The organism is Flavobacterium arsenatis, assembly GCF_031456785.1.
Classification (GTDB): domain Bacteria; phylum Bacteroidota; class Bacteroidia; order Flavobacteriales; family Flavobacteriaceae; genus Flavobacterium; species Flavobacterium arsenatis.
Genome location: NZ_JAVDVI010000003.1, coordinates 104,355 through 119,722 on the forward strand (window position 1 = coordinate 104,355; position 15,368 = coordinate 119,722).

Sequence of the window (15,368 nt, forward strand, 5' to 3'; positions counted from 1 at the left end):
GGAATTTGGAGTTTAAAATTTGAAATTTTATTTAATGAGGATGCTTCTGAACTTTGTCAAATTCTTCAAAGCCATTCCTGTTCCGCGAACTACCGCTCTCAAAGGGTCTTCGGCAATGTAAACAGGTAAATCCGTTTTTTGAGAAATTCTTTTGTCCAAGCCTCTCAACATCGATCCTCCACCTGCAAGGTAAATTCCCGTGTTGTAGATATCGGCGGCCAATTCTGGAGGCGTTTGAGACAATGTTTCCATTACCGCATCTTCAATTCTTTGAATCGATTTGTCCAAGGCTTTTGCAATTTCTCTATAGGAAACCTCTACTTGTTTTGGTTTTCCTGTCAACAAATCTCGTCCTTGAACCGACATGTCGTCTGGTGGAGTTTCTAAATCTTCAATAGCAGCACCAATTTCAATTTTGATTTTTTCAGCAGTACTTTCTCCAACGAACAAGTTGTGCTGTGTTCTCATATAATAAACGATGTCGTTTGTAAAAACGTCACCGGCAATTTTAACTGATTTGTCGCAAACAATTCCGCCCAAGGCGATAACTGCAATTTCAGTTGTTCCACCACCGATATCCACAATCATGTTTCCTTTAGGTTGCATGATGTCAACGCCAATACCAATTGCAGCAGCCATCGGTTCGTGAATCAAATATACTTCCTTACCGTTTACTCTTTCGCAAGATTCCTTAACGGCTCTCATTTCTACCTCTGTAATTCCAGAAGGTATACAAACCACCATTCTCAAAGCAGGAGTAAAAAGTCTTTTCTTTAAAGCTGGAATGCTCTTGATGAACATGCTGATCATTTTCTCCGAAGCATCAAAATCAGCAATAACCCCGTCTTTCAACGGTCGGATGGTCTTTATGTTTTCATGGGTTTTACCTTGCATCAAGTTCGCCTCCTTACCAACGGCAATGATTTTGCCCGATATTCTGTCGCGAGCTACTATAGATGGACTATCAATTACAACCTTGTCGTTGTGAATGATTAGTGTGTTTGCGGTACCAAGGTCAATCGCAATATCCTCGGTCATGAAATCAAAAAATCCCATACGTTTGTTAAGGGTTTAAATTATTATAAAATCAACGTGCAAAGTTAAACAAATTAATGTTTGAAATGACGTGTTCCTGTAAATACCATTGCAACTTTATTTTCGTTGCAGTAATCAATGCTCAATTGGTCTTTAATCGAACCACCCGGCTGAATAACGGCTGTAATTCCTGCATTTTTTGCCAATTCAACACAATCCGGAAAAGGGAAAAAAGCATCACTTGCCATCACAGCACCTTCAAGGCTGAAGCCAAAATTTTCTGCTTTTTCAACAGCTTGTTTCAAGGCATCCACTCTTGACGTTTGTCCGGTTCCAGAAGCAATCAAAGTTTTGTTTTTTGCGAAGACAATCGTGTTCGATTTTGTGTTCTTGCAAACTTTCGATGCAAAAATCAAGTCTTCTATTTCTTGTTCAGAAGGTGTAGTGTTTGTAACGGTCTTTAAATGTTCTTTATTGTCCGTGATGTTGTTTTTATCCTGAACTAAAATTCCATTCAAGCAAGTTCTCACTTGTCGGTTTGGCAATTCCACTTCATTCTGAACCAAGATGATTCTGTTTTTCTTCTCTTCTAAAATTGCAATCGCTTTTTCGTCATAGCTTGGAGCAATCACCACTTCGCAGAAAAGTTTGTTGATTTCCAAAGCCGTAGCCTCGTCTATGTTTCCATTTGCAATCAAAACACCACCAAAAGCCGAAGTAGGATCTCCAGCCAAAGCCGTCAAATAAGCATCCTTCATTGTGCTTCTTGTAGCCAAACCACAAGCGTTATTGTGTTTCAAGATTGCAAAAGTCGGATCCTCGTTTTTAAATTCCAAGATCAAATTCACGGCGGCATCAACATCAAGCAAGTTGTTGTATGATAATTCTTTTCCGTGCAATTTGGTAAACATCGCATCAAAATCACCAAAGAAAAAACCTTTCTGGTGAGGGTTTTCCCCATAACGCAACACTTGTCCGTCAGCGATACTCTGTTTGAAGATCGTATCGTCCGTATTGAAATAATTAAAAATTGCAGTATCATAATGAGACGAAACGTGGAATGCCTTTGTAGCAAACAATTTTCTGTCCTCCAAAGTCGTAGTACCATTTTGCTCCGTAATCAAGTCAAGCAAAGAGCTGTATTGATCAACCGAAGCCACAATAACCGTATCCTTGAAATTCTTTGCAGCGGCTCGAATCAACGAAATCCCACCGATATCAATCTTCTCGATAATATCCGCCTCACTCGCTCCTGAAGCAACCGTTTTCTCAAAAGGATATAAATCCACAATCACCAAATCAATTTGCGGAATGTTGTATTCCTCCATTTGCTGCACATCACCTTCATGGTCCTGACGGTTCAAGATACCACCAAAAATTTTCGGGTGCAACGTCTTTACTCTTCCGCCTAAAATAGAAGGATACGAAGTTACATCCTCCACAGGAACCACAGGAATACCTAGATTCTTGATGAAATCTTCCGTTCCTCCGGTCGAATAAAAAGTAACATTCTGTTCGTGTAGTTTTCTAACAATTGGTTCCAATCCGTCCTTCGAAAAGACCGAAATCAAAGCAGATTTAATAGTTTTAGTTGTGCTCATTGTGTTGTAGTTTTTAAAGGTGCAAAAGTAGTGCAACTACATTTAACATTCAAAGGAATAGCACAATAGTTTTCGAGTAATTTTTTTCTTTTTTAGGAGCGAAACGCTTGGGCTTTTTGGGAAACCATTTTCCTGCTGGAGCCACTCGCTTTGTCTCGTTTTTTAAGAACGAGACAAGAGTTCAAACAATGGCACCATCAGGGCTAGAGGGAAACGAAATGAGTTTGGGAAACTTTCTATTTAGGACGTCTCAAAAACTTATAGGTAATTGTATCAATTCGAGTAGTATCCCATTTTATATTTCCATAATAATACGGCTTCCTCTTTTTCTTATATGCTATTACAGTATCTTCTTCCTGAGTAGTTTTTCTTATAACAATTCGATCCTTATCCCTTTCAAGTTTACATTGTTTCAAAGTGTTTATCAAATTATAATAAGCAGTAAAATTCAAAGTGTCAAGTTGTGAAGCGATATCGAAGTTGTTTCTCACTCCTCCTTTAAAATTAAGAAGTATAAAATCTTGAATACTATTTTTAGGAATTTCTATAAAATCCTCCTTTTCAAATCCAAATAAAAAAGGCGGATGATTATCTTCCCACCCTGTGTTGCAAACAAAAAAGTAGGGACGTTGAAAATAAAATATAGTAGTGTCTTTGTCAATAATGAAATTATTAGTGCCATACACAGAAGGCGGTGGAGGAGGCGGTGGAGGGGTTGAATGCTTTAGGGATTCTTCAAGCATTTTTTTATAATCGCTTTCTGCTTTAGAAATAATATAAACTTCATTCTTCATCTCTTCCTTTTTCGTGCAAAACAAAAGGAAAAAAGAAATCAACAGTAAAAGAAAGTGAATTTTTTTCATGACTTTAGGAGTAGAAGTTGATGAAAGTTATTGTGACGTTCCGGTGCTTGGTGAGATGCGAACTACGAAACCGATTATTTCTATTAAAGATAAAATTTCTTGCGAAACGTAAACTTACTACAAAATTCGCAATCTTGCCAAACGCCTTTTGGAAGCAGTACTTTTTTATTTTCTTTCCATATTAAACTGTTCATCCGATATTTTAGATTTATAGAATTCAATTTTATTTTTAGTACAAAAGTCTTTTATTAAATCCTCATTTTCTTTGTCCATATTTGCTCCTGCAACTATTTCTTTAATTGACTTGTGTGGAACTTTGAATAAATGAATATCTACAGGATTACTGTTAATTTTTTTGTCGGACATATTGAGTGTAGAAATTACTCTAACTTCTTCTTCGTATTTCCAGTCCGTTGATTTTGTAATAAAAGGTTCAAATTCTAATTTCTTTTTACCAAATTCCAGTGGTATTTCTACTCTTTTATCAGAATAAACTACTTCCATAATTAGCTTGGATTTTTTTAGGTCGCTGCTTAAAAAGTTTTGAAAATATTCGTCTTTTGGGTCAAATCCTATGCAAAAACCTTTGTGTGAATTAGTGTAATGTGACCACATCAAAGTGTTATTCCAATTTTTGGTTAAGGATAAAATTCCAATATCGTTATTTACATTTTGATAAGCCTCATTATAAATTTTCTCAAGTTCTAATATTTCGGCATTTTCGTTTAAAGGAAATCCTTTTTTGTGTAATAGTTCAGATACCTTTTTTATGACATCTTTGAATTCCTTTTCGCTTGGTTTTTTTGGTAAACATTCAAATGGGTCGTTTAGGTCAATTGGTTGGGTGTATCTCAATAACTCATCGTCGAGATACGATAGTCTTTCGGGAGGTAAATATTTGTAGTATATGTTCATTCGTATTGCTTACAACTCCGCGATTGCGGTTACAGACGGTTAGCTTTTGCCATGATTGTTAAAATGAAGATTCTTTTACAATGAAACCATTTTGGACATGAATATTACACAACCAAGATAATTTATATTTTCCGTCTGGAGCTGGATTTCCTCTCAAATATACAGGCTGTCCATAATAAGAAATACATGGCGGAATTCCTATTGGTCCTTTTTCAGTATCATAAAAAACTAATTTTATCTCTTTAGAAATTCCTTTGCCGTCTTCGACTCCAACACTTTTTGCTTTAATGTAATTAATGGATAGAAAATCAATCACTTTTTCCATTGAATTAATTTCTCCATCATATTTTGTTTCATTAACTAAAAATGCATATTCTTCTAAACCATCAATTTTTAACGCTAAGACATTTTGATCAAAGAAACCATGTTTGAAAAGATAGCTGTCATTTTTTCGATCAATCAAAAGCGTATTATTTCCTAAATATTCCCAACGAGCTTTTTCCACTTTTCCAAATTGTGAAATTAACAAGTCGTTATTGGAACGAAAAATATATACTACTTTAGAATTGTTTATTTCTCCAATTAAAACCCAATGTTGATTTGTCAATAAAGTCAAATTATCCAATTTTTGAGAAAATTTTTGAATTTTGGGAATTACATCTGATATATATGTTTTCATAAATTTTTCTGCGATTTTTGTTCTGATTACAGCTAACGTTTCGCGCATTTGCGAAGTCGCGTCAAAGCGGACTGAGTTCTCTCTGCCGAAGATAATGTTTCTTCGTGAACTAACAATTTCCGGCTACTAAAAACCAGCTATTTCGCCAAACCGCTGTTAGCCACAGTTACTTTAATTTAGTACTTTCTATTCCGTTTTCAGTTATTGTTAGTAGAGTTAAGTTTTCGGTTCTTTGATTGTCAACGTAATGTAATTCGATTTCCAATCCAATCAAATGATGAGGAATATTTGGAAGAGCTTGATCTGCTTGTTCTGAAGTGCCATGAAAATATATATCAAACTTAGCCTCTAAATCTGTCGATTGGAAAGGCTGAAGATTATTAATTTTAGGCAGTTCTTCAAGAAAGATAAATTTTCTCTTATTATCTCTTTGTAATAATTTTAAGTTATATGACGGACTTTCTGAATTGTTGTGAATTACTATTGAAAAACTCCATCTTAAAGTCCAATGCACATATAAATCTGTTCCAGCTGGAATAGGTTGCTCAAAAGCAATTAGGTTCTTTGAACTATATCCATTATCAACTCTTGCTTTGTGTGACCAAATTAATTCTGCTTCTAAATATGGCCTTGGTAAATCGGGAACAATTTTTCCGGTTGTAATATTTTTTCCAGCAATTGCATCAGACATATTTTGTTCAGCCACTTTTTTCCAGTTTAATAGTAATTCAGTTGTATGCTCAGCAATATTTTTATCTATTAAAGCTGAACAATTTGCGCAAAGCCAAATACCATTATTAATATGTTTTCTCTCTGCTTCGGTTTGGTTTATGTCGTAACGTGGACCATTAGGTGATGCTGCCGCAATGTGAGCTGCGATACCTATACTTGTAGCTTTATAGTGTTCACTATTTGGACCAACAGTATGTCTGTTACAATCTTGATTAGAGCATATAAACCCAACTCTTTTTGCTAAAATTTCCGTTGTTTTTTTTTGAAAAATCATCCCTCATACTCTTGTAATTTACGAAATGTGTCTGTAATTGTACCTAACTCATTTACACCCGAAACAAACATTCGCCTATCACCCCAAAAACAGTTGTATAGGCGAACCTTTATCCCGCTCTTCCAAAAGTAAGTAAATCCCACCTCAAAAAAAATAAAAAATATTTTACAACATCCAACCAAGTCATTGTTAAATTTATTACTTTCGAATAAGTAGAAATAAAAAACGTCAAGTAATAAAAAACAACAAATATAAGAAACAAAAAAAGCTTTGATTACCCCAATAAGAAGCCAAACAAATAAATTTAAAAACAAGTAAATATGAGTAATTCAAGACTAAACAACGATGAAGTTGTTACAGGAGCATCGTTCCTAAAAACCAATTTCCTAGAAGACAGAGGAGAAATCGAAGCCGTTTTTCCCGAATTTGACAAATTCTATCAAGAGGACTACATCAATCAAATTGAAATTGTAAAAAAGCTCGACAGCAAATTTGCAAAGACAAAACAGCAAGTAAAGGCCACCGAAACACTCTACGATTTTTCAAACAAGGTCAACACAGAAATGAATGTAGTGTCCTTTAAATTCAAAAGTGCAGGAGTAGATACCACTCTAATATCGGCCATCAAGAAAAACCTCAAGAACCTCGACATCGAAGGTGCGGTAGACAAGATCGGAACACTTTCAACAGTAATAGCAGATAATATTTCAGCCTTGCAACCAAAAGGGATCACTCCAGAATATCCAGAAACACTAATTGAAACAGGAGAGAAGCTATTGGATTTGAATACGCAACAGAACAAACTGATGGACGACGGAGAAAAAATGACGGATGCAAACCAAAAAGAATATGATAAACTTCGAAAAATGGTCAGCAAGATTATAGCAGCAGGCAAAATTGTTTTCAAAGAAGAAAAAAGAGCAGACTTTTATAACCTTAGGAAACTGATACAGCGAATGAGGGCTCCAAAAAGGGACAAAAACCCAGGAGAAGAATAAGAGAACTATAAAAGAAAGGTTCGGCTAATACCGAGCCTTTTTTGTTTTCCATTGAGCAATTAACTATCCTAAGCCGATTCCAGTTCTTTACCCTTGATCTCCCAACCTACACCATTGATCTATATAGTTTCCCACTGATCTTTTTCTTACCACCACTGATCCAAGCCAATTCCCAACTGATCTTTGGCCTTACACCGTTGATCTACGTCGTTCCCCTTTGATCTTTTGCATTACTCCGTTGATCTAGGCCAATTTCCAGCTGATCTTTCGACTTACACTACTGATCTTGGTCTTTACCCAATGATCTATTCCGCAATTCCGTTGGTTTAATGACCTCCCAAAAAAAATCCCGACGAACATCAGGATTTCTTTTTGCTGTATATTGTATAAAAGAATTTCAAGACTTGGTTTTTTAAAAATTTGGAATATTTTTTATAGTTATAATTTAGAATAACTCCAAATCTCAAAAAAAGCCATTTAAACACCCAAAACAATCGAAGCATCAATGCTCAATTTTTTGCTTATGGTTCGTGCTACTTTTAAAGTTGGTTCACTTTTACCCGTCAAATACTCACTGACACGCGAAGTGCTAACCCCCAAAAGCTCTGAAAGTAATTTTTGATTGAGTTCCATCTCAACCATACGAACTTTCAAAACTTCCACTAAAGTAGGTTGTGGCACGGCATAATTTGCTTCTTCATAATCGGCCACTAAGTCCGACAAGATGTTTAACTCAACATACCCTTTTGACTCTTTATTTTCGATGTTATCTTTATTTTTTAAAAGTATTTCAATACGTTCCAAAATAACTTGATATTCTTTTTCAGTAGTAATCATCGTTTTTAAATGTTTTTAATATCAATAATCTTATCATATTCAGAATGTGTGCCAATAAAACGGATGTACACCTTTTGTGCATTAAAAGAAATAATAGCGATCAATCGGTATTTGTTTCCTTTAATATTGAATACATATCTATTGTTTCCCACATAATCAACTGAATTAAAAGTTAATTTAATATCGGCCAAATTGCTCCAATTTTTTGAAATGGTGGTATGGTACCAAATTGTTAATGCGGTTTGAGCATCTGAATGATTCTCCGAAAATTCTTGAATTCTTTTAAAAGTAACAATACGCATTTACTTCGATTTAAGCACTACAAAGGTATAAATAAATTTGAAATACAAGATATTGTTTTGAATTTCAAAATAAATTAAATTTGGTAGTTGCATCTTTCAACAGCAATAAAACTTTCAAAGACAATGAATAACAGCTAAAATTGAAGATAATGGAAGTTTTTAACGAATGATAAATGGGAGTAAAGATTTTGGTTTTAGATTGATCTTATAAAAACACCAGGCAAAAAAAAATCCCGACTTTCATCGGGATTCTAATTATCTAATTTCGTTGTTTTCAATCAAATCGATAAACAAGTTGATCTTGTCTTTTAGTTCCTTTCTCGGAGTGATAAAGTCTAGGAAACCATGCTCCAATAAAAACTCTGAGGTTTGAAAGCCTTCCGGCAAATCTTTTCCTGTGGTATCTTTCACAACACGAGGTCCGGCAAAACCAATCAAAGCTCCAGGTTCTGCAATGTTGATGTCGCCAAGCATTGCATAAGAAGCTGTAGTTCCGCCCGTTGTTGGATCCGTACTCAAAGAGATATAAGGGATTTTTGCTTCCGCCAATTGAGCCAACTTCGCCGAAGTTTTAGCCAATTGCATCAACGAATAAGCTGCTTCCATCATCCTTGCACCACCTGATTTAGAAATCATTACAAAAGGCACTTTATTCTTAATAGAATAATCAATACCACGAGCGATTTTCTCTCCAACAACAGCTCCCATTGATCCGCCAATAAAGGCAAAATCCATACAGCAGATCACTACTTCTTTCCCTTTTGATAGTCCAACACCTGTTCGAACCGCATCTTTCAATTTGGTTTTTTCTTGGGCATCCTTCAATCGGTCCGAATATTTTTTAGTATCCACAAAATGCAAGGGATCTTTTGATGTCATTTTAGCATCCAACTCCTTGAATTCATTATTGTCAAACAAAATCTCGAAATATTCCTTGCTGCCAATCCTAACGTGAAAATCGTCCTCCGGACTCACATATAGGTTTCGGGCCAACTCATCTGCATCTATGATTTTTCCTGTTGGAGATTTATACCATAAACCCTTAGGAACATCCTTTTTATCTTCTGTTGCGGTTGTAATTCCTTTTTCTGTTCTTTTAAACCAAGCCATAGTTTCTATTTTGGATTTAAGATTTTAGAGTTTAGATTTAAGATTACGCAAAGAAATCTAAAATCTAAACTCTGAATTCTAAAATTATAGGGTGTTTACGTTATTCAAGTCAGCAAATGCCTGCTCTAATCGTGTATTGAAAGTAACTTCTCCTTCACGAACCCATTTTCTTGGGTCATAGTGTTTCTTGTTTGGAGATTCTGGTCCGTCTGGATTTCCGATTTGAGTTTTCAAGTACTCAATGTTTTTAGTCATATAATCACGGATTCCTTCTGTAAAAGCAAATTGTAAATCCGTATCAATGTTCATTTTAATTACACCATAGCTGATGCCTTCTCTGATTTCCTCCAAGGTAGAACCTGAACCACCGTGAAAAACAAAATCCACAGGGTTATGTCCGGTGTTGAATTTCTTTTGAACATAATCTTGTGAATTCTTAAGGATTTTCGGAGTCAGTTTCACGTTTCCTGGTTTGTAAACCCCGTGCACGTTTCCGAAAGCTGCAGCGATTGTAAAACGAGGGCTTACTTTTGAAAGTTCTTCATAAGCATAAGCTACTTCCTCTGGCTGCGTGTATAATTTTGAGCTGTCAACATCTGAATTGTCAACACCATCTTCTTCACCACCTGTAATTCCAAGCTCGATTTCAAGTGTCATTCCCATCTTGCTCATTCGTTCCAAATAGGTCTTGCAGATTTCGATGTTTTCTTCGATTGGTTCTTCAGAAAGGTCGATCATGTGAGAAGAGAACAATGGTTTTCCTGTTTCTGCAAAATGTTTTTCAGAGGCATCTAATAAGCCATCAATCCATGGTAATAATTTTTTAGCACAATGGTCGGTATGAAGGATTACGGTTGCTCCGTAGGTTTCCGCCAAAGTATGAATGTGTTTTGCTCCAGCAATACCACCAGCAATAGCCGATTTTTCACCAGCGTTAGAAAGTCCTTTTCCTGCATTAAATTGTGCACCACCATTTGAAAACTGAATGATAACTGGGGCATTTAATTTTGCAGCAGTTTCCAAAACACCATTGATTGTGCTAGATCCTGTTACGTTTACAGCCGGAAGAGCAAATCCTTTTTCTTTAGCATATCTGAAAATTTCCTGAACTTGATCGCCAGTTGCAACTCCGGGCTTAATATTGTGAGCCATATATTTTAGTTTTAAAGTTAATTCCCATCCCGACATTCCAGGATAGGGATACAAAAATAATAATTATACTTTTAGAAAGGGTAATTTATACCAATATTTAAAACAGAGTTTCCAAAGTTGTAATCCCTGAACCATTTTTTTGAAGCATCGTCAGATGGAATATAGGTTTTAAAGGCAAGGTCGAGCCTGATGACAAAGAAGCTCAAATCATATCGGAAACCAAAACCAGAACCAACGGCAATGTCTTCTAAAGAACTGATTCCTTCAAAAACGGAGGGTTCGTCTTCTACATCATCAAGGACATTCCATATATTTCCAGCATCAACAAAGAGGGCACCTTTCAAGCTGTTGATGATTTTGAAACGCAATTCTGCACTTGTTGTGATTTTTAAATTCGCTTCATTAAAATCGTTGATGGCTCCACTGCTTCCAGGTCCTAAGCTATAGGGTTGCCAAGCCCTGATGTCATTGGATCCTCCTGCAAAATAACTTCGTGAAAACGGAATATTGGTGGAGTTGCCGTATGGAATTGCAATTCCAAAAAAAGTTCTGATGGCAAAAACCTTTTCTCTTTTTAAATCCCAATGCTTTACATATTCTAGCTCTGTTTTGATGTATTGCGAATAGGCCAACCCAAAAATTGCCTTGCTGTTGTTTTGATCATCAATCGTTTTGGCGGCTTGTCCGAAAAGAGAAAGCATATTTCCAGCTGATTCTACTTTTGTTTTGAATACATAAAAGGTATTGTCAGTCAAACTTGTTTTTGTAGTTTTAGAGAAAGTGTAGCTTGAAGCCAAAATAAAGTTGTTTTCCGAAAGCCTGTTTTTTCTTTCGCTGATGGTATTTACGGTTTTATATTCAGGATCTCCGGGATTTAAAGTCGTGTTATTGTTTAAAACATCGGCGATAAATTGGTCGGCACCTACGGGAATAGTCAACTCGCCATTCTCGGGATTCACGTTTTCAGGATTGGTATTATAAGTTTGGGCTAAATTATTCAAGGCATTATAGGAAGATTTATAAACATTAAAATAATTCCCCACATTGATATTGTTTACATATTGCACATTAAAAAGGTCAAACCTGTTTTCATGACGGATTGTTCCCTTCCTTGGACTCCAATTATAGGTCATGGCACCAGTAAAATTCTCTTTGTCAAGACCAATATTCTGTTGCTTTGCAAAACCCATAGAGATACTTGTTGAAGGAATTGTGCTTTTCGGAATAATTTTTTCCGTATTGAAAGGCATCAGGATTCTAGGAAAACTAAGTTTTGTATCAATACCATATTCAGAAACATTGAAAAACAAATTATTTGGGTTTGCAAAATCTCGTGATGAACCGATGTTTCCCCTTAAAGCAACATCAAGCGTTTCGGCACCATTAAAAACATTTCGGATGGTTACAGAGGTCGTGGCCGAAATACCAAAGTCCTGGATGTTAGAATGGGTAAAATCCAGTGAAGCTCCAAAACTGAATTTCTTTCTGGGAGTCAGATAAATATTGGCAATTAATGAATTGTTTAAACTGTCATTTGGATCCAATTTATATTGAATGGCGGGAGAGTTAAAAACCTTTAAATTACTTAAATAGCGGCTTGTAACACTTGTCCTGATGTCTGAATATTTAGTATCTGGAGCAATAAAAACGGCATCAGTAATTGCTTTCGGACGGTATTTTAATTTTTTATAACTGTATAAATTAAACCCTTTGTAGGTAACGGAATCGGTAACTTTTGCTGCTGATTTATTTAAAGGCGTATCGGTATAAATATTTACTTCGCTAACATTATAAAGTTTGAAAGGTCGTGTCACAGTGGAGTCGCCTTCTCTCAAAACCTGATCGTCAATAATCATTTTAACATTCGTTTTATCTCCGGTATCAACCGTATCGATGTCAAAAGTGATGTTGCTTTGCTGGAAATAAAAAGCTCCGTTGTTCCTGAAATTGGTTGTGATGCGTTCTCTTTCCAAATCAAAATTTTCCGATTTGAAAATATCTCCCGTTTTTAGAGCCGACAAGTTTTTTGTCTTTTCATATAAAGAATCCAAAGCAGGCGAGGCAATTTTTGTAGTCAAGGAATCAATCCTGTGCAATTCGCCTCTTGCAATAGAATAGTTTATTTTAGCTCTTTTTTTGGATAAAGTATCAACAGTGTAGCTCGCTTTTGCATTAAAATAGCCGTTATTGAAATAATGCGATTTTATCCTAATAAGCGATTTGTCTGTCCGATTAGAATCAACAATCACAGGAGCTTCCCCCGTTTTCTTTAAAAAACTATGAATGCCGGAATAGAAGAAAGATTTTCCTTTTCGCTGTACTTGCTTGGCAGATAAAAGCCTGCTTTGACGTTCAAATTTTTTAGGATTGTCCAAAAACATTGCCTTATAGGACGAATCTGGATTTTTCTTGGCAATATTGTAGAGATTCAATCGGAAAGGATAGCCCAAGATGGTGCTGTTGGGTTGTTGATACAGCAAACTGGAGATGTTATCGCCTTTTTCTTTTTCGCCATCAATCGTGATATTGTTTTTTTTGAGAAGGTATTTTCCCTCGGGAACCCTCTTCACAGCATCACATGCCGAAATTATTATTCCTATTAGAATAAATAGTGATATTTTTGCAACAGTCTTTCTCAAGTGATTCGGAAATTTAATTCAAAAGTACATTATTTCTATGGTTAGTAAAAACCAAATAAAGCTTATAACCAGTTTACATCAAAAAAAGTTTCGTCAGGTCAATAATTTATTTATTGCAGAAGGAGTAAAGGTGATCAATGAACTGCTTAATTCTAACTTTGAATTAGAAAATATCTTTGCCACCGAAACACTTTTTCCGGCAATTCCAAAAGAAAAATTCAACCTGATAGGGGAAAATGATTTAAAAAAAATCAGTGCATTAACTGTGCCAAATAACTGCTTGGCGGTTTTTAAAATTCCAGAATTTAAAAGTATAAGAGAAAGCGGATTGATAATTGCTTTGGACGACATTCGCGATCCGGGAAATTTGGGAACAATACTACGTTTGTGTGATTGGTTTGGAATTGAGCAGGTGATTTGTTCGGAACAAACGGTTGATATTTACAATCCAAAGGTAGTTCAAGCAACGATGGGTTCGATTGCAAGGGTAAATGTTGCTTATCGGGATTTGGAAACGTATATAAAAACCACAAATATTCCAGTTTTTGGGACTTTTATGGATGGTGAGAACATCTACAAAACCAATCTTCCAAAACAAGGAATAATAGTAATGGGAAATGAAGCCAATGGAATTTCTTCAAACATTGAAACCTTAACTAAAAACCGATTAACGATTCCAAGATTCGGAAATTTGCAACAGATCGAAAGTTTGAATGTAGCTACTGCTACTGCAATAATCTTGAGTGAATTTTGTAGAAATAATTGATTTACTGAAACGTAAAATTCAAAAACACACCTCTAGTTTTCATGCTTCCAACATTTCCGGTCCATGGACTGTTCGGGTCGTTGTCACGAATCAACTCGTCATTGAAGCTGAAAACCCCTCTCAATGAAGGAGTGAATTTGAAATATTCCAAATACAAGTCTATCCCAAGTCCTACTTCATAAAAGTTGGTCCATTTTGCCATCCTGAAAACATTGTTGGAGTTGTCTTCCTTGGAGTTTATATTACTTGAAAGGTTCAAAGCTGATGAAACTCCTGCTACCAAAAAGGGCTTGATGTTTCCCGTTCTAGCCGAAGAAAATTTCACAAGAAGTGGAAAGTGAATGTAAGTCGATCGAACTTCACGCAAACCTTCTTCTTCAAGAGCAAAATTAGGAAAAGTTAAATTTCGTTGATTAAAGCTCAAGCCTGGTTCAAACCGAAGGTCAAAATATTCATTCAAACGCAGATTTCCAATCAAACCTACGTTGAATCCAACTGTGCTTTCAACCAAAATATCTTTATCAATATCTTCATACTCGAACTTGAAATCATAGTAGTTGAATCCAAGATAATATCCCCAGGAAACCCTTTGCTTATCAAAGTTTTCAAGGTTTATGATTGGGTCTCTGCCAAACAATTGTGCATTACAATTAAGGGAGATTATCAGTAGAAAAAGCAGAAGAAATCTTTTCATATTATTTTTTAGAAGCTGAATAAATAGTGGCTACTCCAAAAGTTTGTGGAAGTGCCTTAACCTCTATAAACCCAATTTTACGCAAAATATTGTTTAAAGCTTCGCCATAAGGAAAAACCGAAGCAGAATCGGATAAATATTGATAGGCTGAATCATCTTTAGAAAACATTTTTCCAATTAAAGGAAGGATGTATTTTGAATAGAACTTATAGCCTTGTTTGTATGGTGTTTTTACAGGAACTGATGTTTCTAGAATTACAAAAATACCATTGGGTTTTAAAACCCTTAAAATCTCGGCAAGTCCTTTGTCTAGAGTTTCAAAATTCCGAACACCAAAAGCTACAGTAATGGCATCAAAAGTATTGTCTTCATAAGGAATGTTTTCAGAATCGCCCAAGACCATTTCAATTTTATCCGACAAGTTTTTCTGTGTGATTTTTTTTCTTCCAACTTCCAGCATTCCTGCCGAAATATCAAGACCGATGATTTTTTTGGCTTTTGTTTTGGTCATTAAAATAGCCAAATCTCCAGTTCCGGTTGCTATATCGAGAATCATTTCTGGATTTTTAGCCGAAACCATTTTCAATACTTTTTTACGCCATTTCACATCAATACCAAAAGAAATAACCCTGTTCAAGCCATCATAATTACCAGAAATGGTATCAAACATTTGGGCAACCTGTTCTTTTTTTCCTAAATCAGAATCTTTATAAGGTGTAACGCTTTTGGACATTTTTTTAAAATTTGGTCAAAGGTAAGGCTAATTAGCCA

15 protein-coding genes are annotated in these 15,368 nt (G+C 35.6%); 2 read left to right on the forward strand and 13 right to left on the reverse strand.

What is annotated here, in order from left to right; genetic code table 11:
- Positions 1-27: 27 nt before the first annotated feature.
- From J2X31_RS04525 to J2X31_RS04550, 6 genes are all read right to left on the reverse strand, one after another.
- The gene (locus J2X31_RS04525; protein ID WP_026704510.1) at positions 28-1,056 is read right to left on the reverse strand and encodes a rod shape-determining protein; all 1,029 of its coding nucleotides are present in this window, start codon (positions 1,054-1,056) and stop codon (positions 28-30) included.
- Between the two features lie 53 nt (positions 1,057-1,109).
- Positions 1,110-2,636: a bifunctional phosphoribosylaminoimidazolecarboxamide formyltransferase/IMP cyclohydrolase gene (purH, locus tag J2X31_RS04530; RefSeq protein WP_310024813.1), complete on the reverse strand. Its 1,527-nt coding sequence runs from the start codon at positions 2,634-2,636 to the stop codon at positions 1,110-1,112.
- A gap of 236 nt (positions 2,637-2,872) precedes the next feature.
- A complete protein-coding gene (locus tag J2X31_RS04535) occupies positions 2,873-3,430 on the reverse strand; it encodes a hypothetical protein (protein ID WP_310024815.1) in 558 nt (185 codons plus the stop codon).
- A 234-nt stretch (positions 3,431-3,664) separates the two neighbouring features.
- Positions 3,665-4,414 carry a DUF2971 domain-containing protein gene (locus J2X31_RS04540; RefSeq protein WP_310024816.1) on the reverse strand — a complete coding sequence of 250 codons (750 nt, stop codon included), beginning with the start codon at positions 4,412-4,414 and terminating at the stop codon, positions 3,665-3,667.
- A gap of 58 nt (positions 4,415-4,472) precedes the next feature.
- Complete coding sequence (locus tag J2X31_RS04545; RefSeq protein WP_310024817.1) at positions 4,473-5,093, reverse strand: hypothetical protein; 621 nt, start codon at positions 5,091-5,093, stop codon at positions 4,473-4,475.
- Between the two features lie 166 nt (positions 5,094-5,259).
- Positions 5,260-6,099 carry a hypothetical protein gene (locus J2X31_RS04550; protein WP_310024818.1) on the reverse strand — a complete coding sequence of 280 codons (840 nt, stop codon included), beginning with the start codon at positions 6,097-6,099 and terminating at the stop codon, positions 5,260-5,262.
- Between the two features lie 320 nt (positions 6,100-6,419).
- Between J2X31_RS04550 and J2X31_RS04555 the strand changes: the two genes are divergently transcribed.
- On the forward strand, positions 6,420-7,097 hold the full coding sequence (locus tag J2X31_RS04555) for a hypothetical protein (RefSeq protein WP_310024820.1): 678 nt from the start codon (positions 6,420-6,422) through the stop codon (positions 7,095-7,097).
- 477 nt (positions 7,098-7,574) lie between these two features.
- Here the strand turns inward: J2X31_RS04555 and J2X31_RS04560 are convergent, their stop codons facing one another.
- The 5 genes from J2X31_RS04560 to tamL all read right to left on the reverse strand — a co-directional run bounded on the left by J2X31_RS04560 (position 7,575) and on the right by tamL (position 13,137).
- Positions 7,575-7,934, reverse strand: coding sequence for a helix-turn-helix domain-containing protein (locus J2X31_RS04560; RefSeq protein WP_310024822.1), 360 nt, complete (start codon positions 7,932-7,934; stop codon positions 7,575-7,577).
- Positions 7,935-7,939: 5 nt separating this feature from the next.
- On the reverse strand, positions 7,940-8,236 hold the full coding sequence (locus J2X31_RS04565) for a type II toxin-antitoxin system HigB family toxin (RefSeq protein ID WP_310024824.1): 297 nt from the start codon (positions 8,234-8,236) through the stop codon (positions 7,940-7,942).
- Between the two features lie 255 nt (positions 8,237-8,491).
- On the reverse strand, positions 8,492-9,346 hold the full coding sequence (accD, locus tag J2X31_RS04570; protein WP_310024826.1) for an acetyl-CoA carboxylase, carboxyltransferase subunit beta: 855 nt from the start codon (positions 9,344-9,346) through the stop codon (positions 8,492-8,494).
- A gap of 84 nt (positions 9,347-9,430) precedes the next feature.
- Positions 9,431-10,498 carry a class II fructose-bisphosphate aldolase gene (gene fbaA, locus J2X31_RS04575; protein ID WP_310024828.1) on the reverse strand — a complete coding sequence of 356 codons (1,068 nt, stop codon included), beginning with the start codon at positions 10,496-10,498 and terminating at the stop codon, positions 9,431-9,433.
- 71 nt (positions 10,499-10,569) lie between these two features.
- A complete protein-coding gene (gene tamL / locus J2X31_RS04580) occupies positions 10,570-13,137 on the reverse strand; it encodes a translocation and assembly module lipoprotein TamL (RefSeq protein WP_310024829.1) in 2,568 nt (855 codons plus the stop codon).
- 37 nt (positions 13,138-13,174) lie between these two features.
- Here tamL and J2X31_RS04585 point away from each other — a divergent pair, with 37 nt between their 5' ends.
- On the forward strand, positions 13,175-13,903 hold the full coding sequence (locus J2X31_RS04585; RefSeq protein ID WP_310024830.1) for a TrmH family RNA methyltransferase: 729 nt from the start codon (positions 13,175-13,177) through the stop codon (positions 13,901-13,903).
- A 1-nt stretch (position 13,904) separates the two neighbouring features.
- Here the strand turns inward: J2X31_RS04585 and porT are convergent, their stop codons facing one another.
- Entirely contained in the window at positions 13,905-14,597 is a 693-nt protein-coding gene (porT, locus tag J2X31_RS04590; protein ID WP_310024832.1) for a type IX secretion/gliding motility protein PorT/SprT, read from the reverse strand.
- A gap of 1 nt (position 14,598) precedes the next feature.
- A complete protein-coding gene (gene ubiE, locus J2X31_RS04595) occupies positions 14,599-15,330 on the reverse strand; it encodes a bifunctional demethylmenaquinone methyltransferase/2-methoxy-6-polyprenyl-1,4-benzoquinol methylase UbiE (protein WP_310024834.1) in 732 nt (243 codons plus the stop codon).
- Between the last annotated feature and the right edge of the window lie 38 nt (positions 15,331-15,368).

What these genes read in the sequence shown, in the direction of transcription:
- J2X31_RS04525 (WP_026704510.1), bottom strand. Translation starts at nt 1,056, where the DNA reads ATGGGATTTTTTGATTTCATGACCGAGGATATTGCGATTGACCTTGGT.
- purH (WP_310024813.1), bottom strand. Translation starts at nt 2,636, where the DNA reads ATGAGCACAACTAAAACTATTAAATCTGCTTTGATTTCGGTCTTTTCG.
- J2X31_RS04535 (WP_310024815.1), bottom strand. Translation starts at nt 3,430, where the DNA reads ATGAAGAATGAAGTTTATATTATTTCTAAAGCAGAAAGCGATTATAAA.
- J2X31_RS04540 (WP_310024816.1), bottom strand. Translation starts at nt 4,414, where the DNA reads ATGAACATATACTACAAATATTTACCTCCCGAAAGACTATCGTATCTC.
- J2X31_RS04545 (WP_310024817.1), bottom strand. Translation starts at nt 5,093, where the DNA reads ATGAAAACATATATATCAGATGTAATTCCCAAAATTCAAAAATTTTCT.
- J2X31_RS04550 (WP_310024818.1), bottom strand. Translation starts at nt 6,099, where the DNA reads ATGATTTTTCAAAAAAAAACAACGGAAATTTTAGCAAAAAGAGTTGGG.
- J2X31_RS04555 (WP_310024820.1), top strand. Translation starts at nt 6,420, where the DNA reads ATGAGTAATTCAAGACTAAACAACGATGAAGTTGTTACAGGAGCATCG.
- J2X31_RS04560 (WP_310024822.1), bottom strand. Translation starts at nt 7,934, where the DNA reads ATGATTACTACTGAAAAAGAATATCAAGTTATTTTGGAACGTATTGAA.
- J2X31_RS04565 (WP_310024824.1), bottom strand. Translation starts at nt 8,236, where the DNA reads ATGCGTATTGTTACTTTTAAAAGAATTCAAGAATTTTCGGAGAATCAT.
- accD (WP_310024826.1), bottom strand. Translation starts at nt 9,346, where the DNA reads ATGGCTTGGTTTAAAAGAACAGAAAAAGGAATTACAACCGCAACAGAA.
- fbaA (WP_310024828.1), bottom strand. Translation starts at nt 10,498, where the DNA reads ATGGCTCACAATATTAAGCCCGGAGTTGCAACTGGCGATCAAGTTCAG.
- J2X31_RS04585 (WP_310024830.1), top strand. Translation starts at nt 13,175, where the DNA reads ATGGTTAGTAAAAACCAAATAAAGCTTATAACCAGTTTACATCAAAAA.
- porT (WP_310024832.1), bottom strand. Translation starts at nt 14,597, where the DNA reads ATGAAAAGATTTCTTCTGCTTTTTCTACTGATAATCTCCCTTAATTGT.
- ubiE (WP_310024834.1), bottom strand. Translation starts at nt 15,330, where the DNA reads ATGTCCAAAAGCGTTACACCTTATAAAGATTCTGATTTAGGAAAAAAA.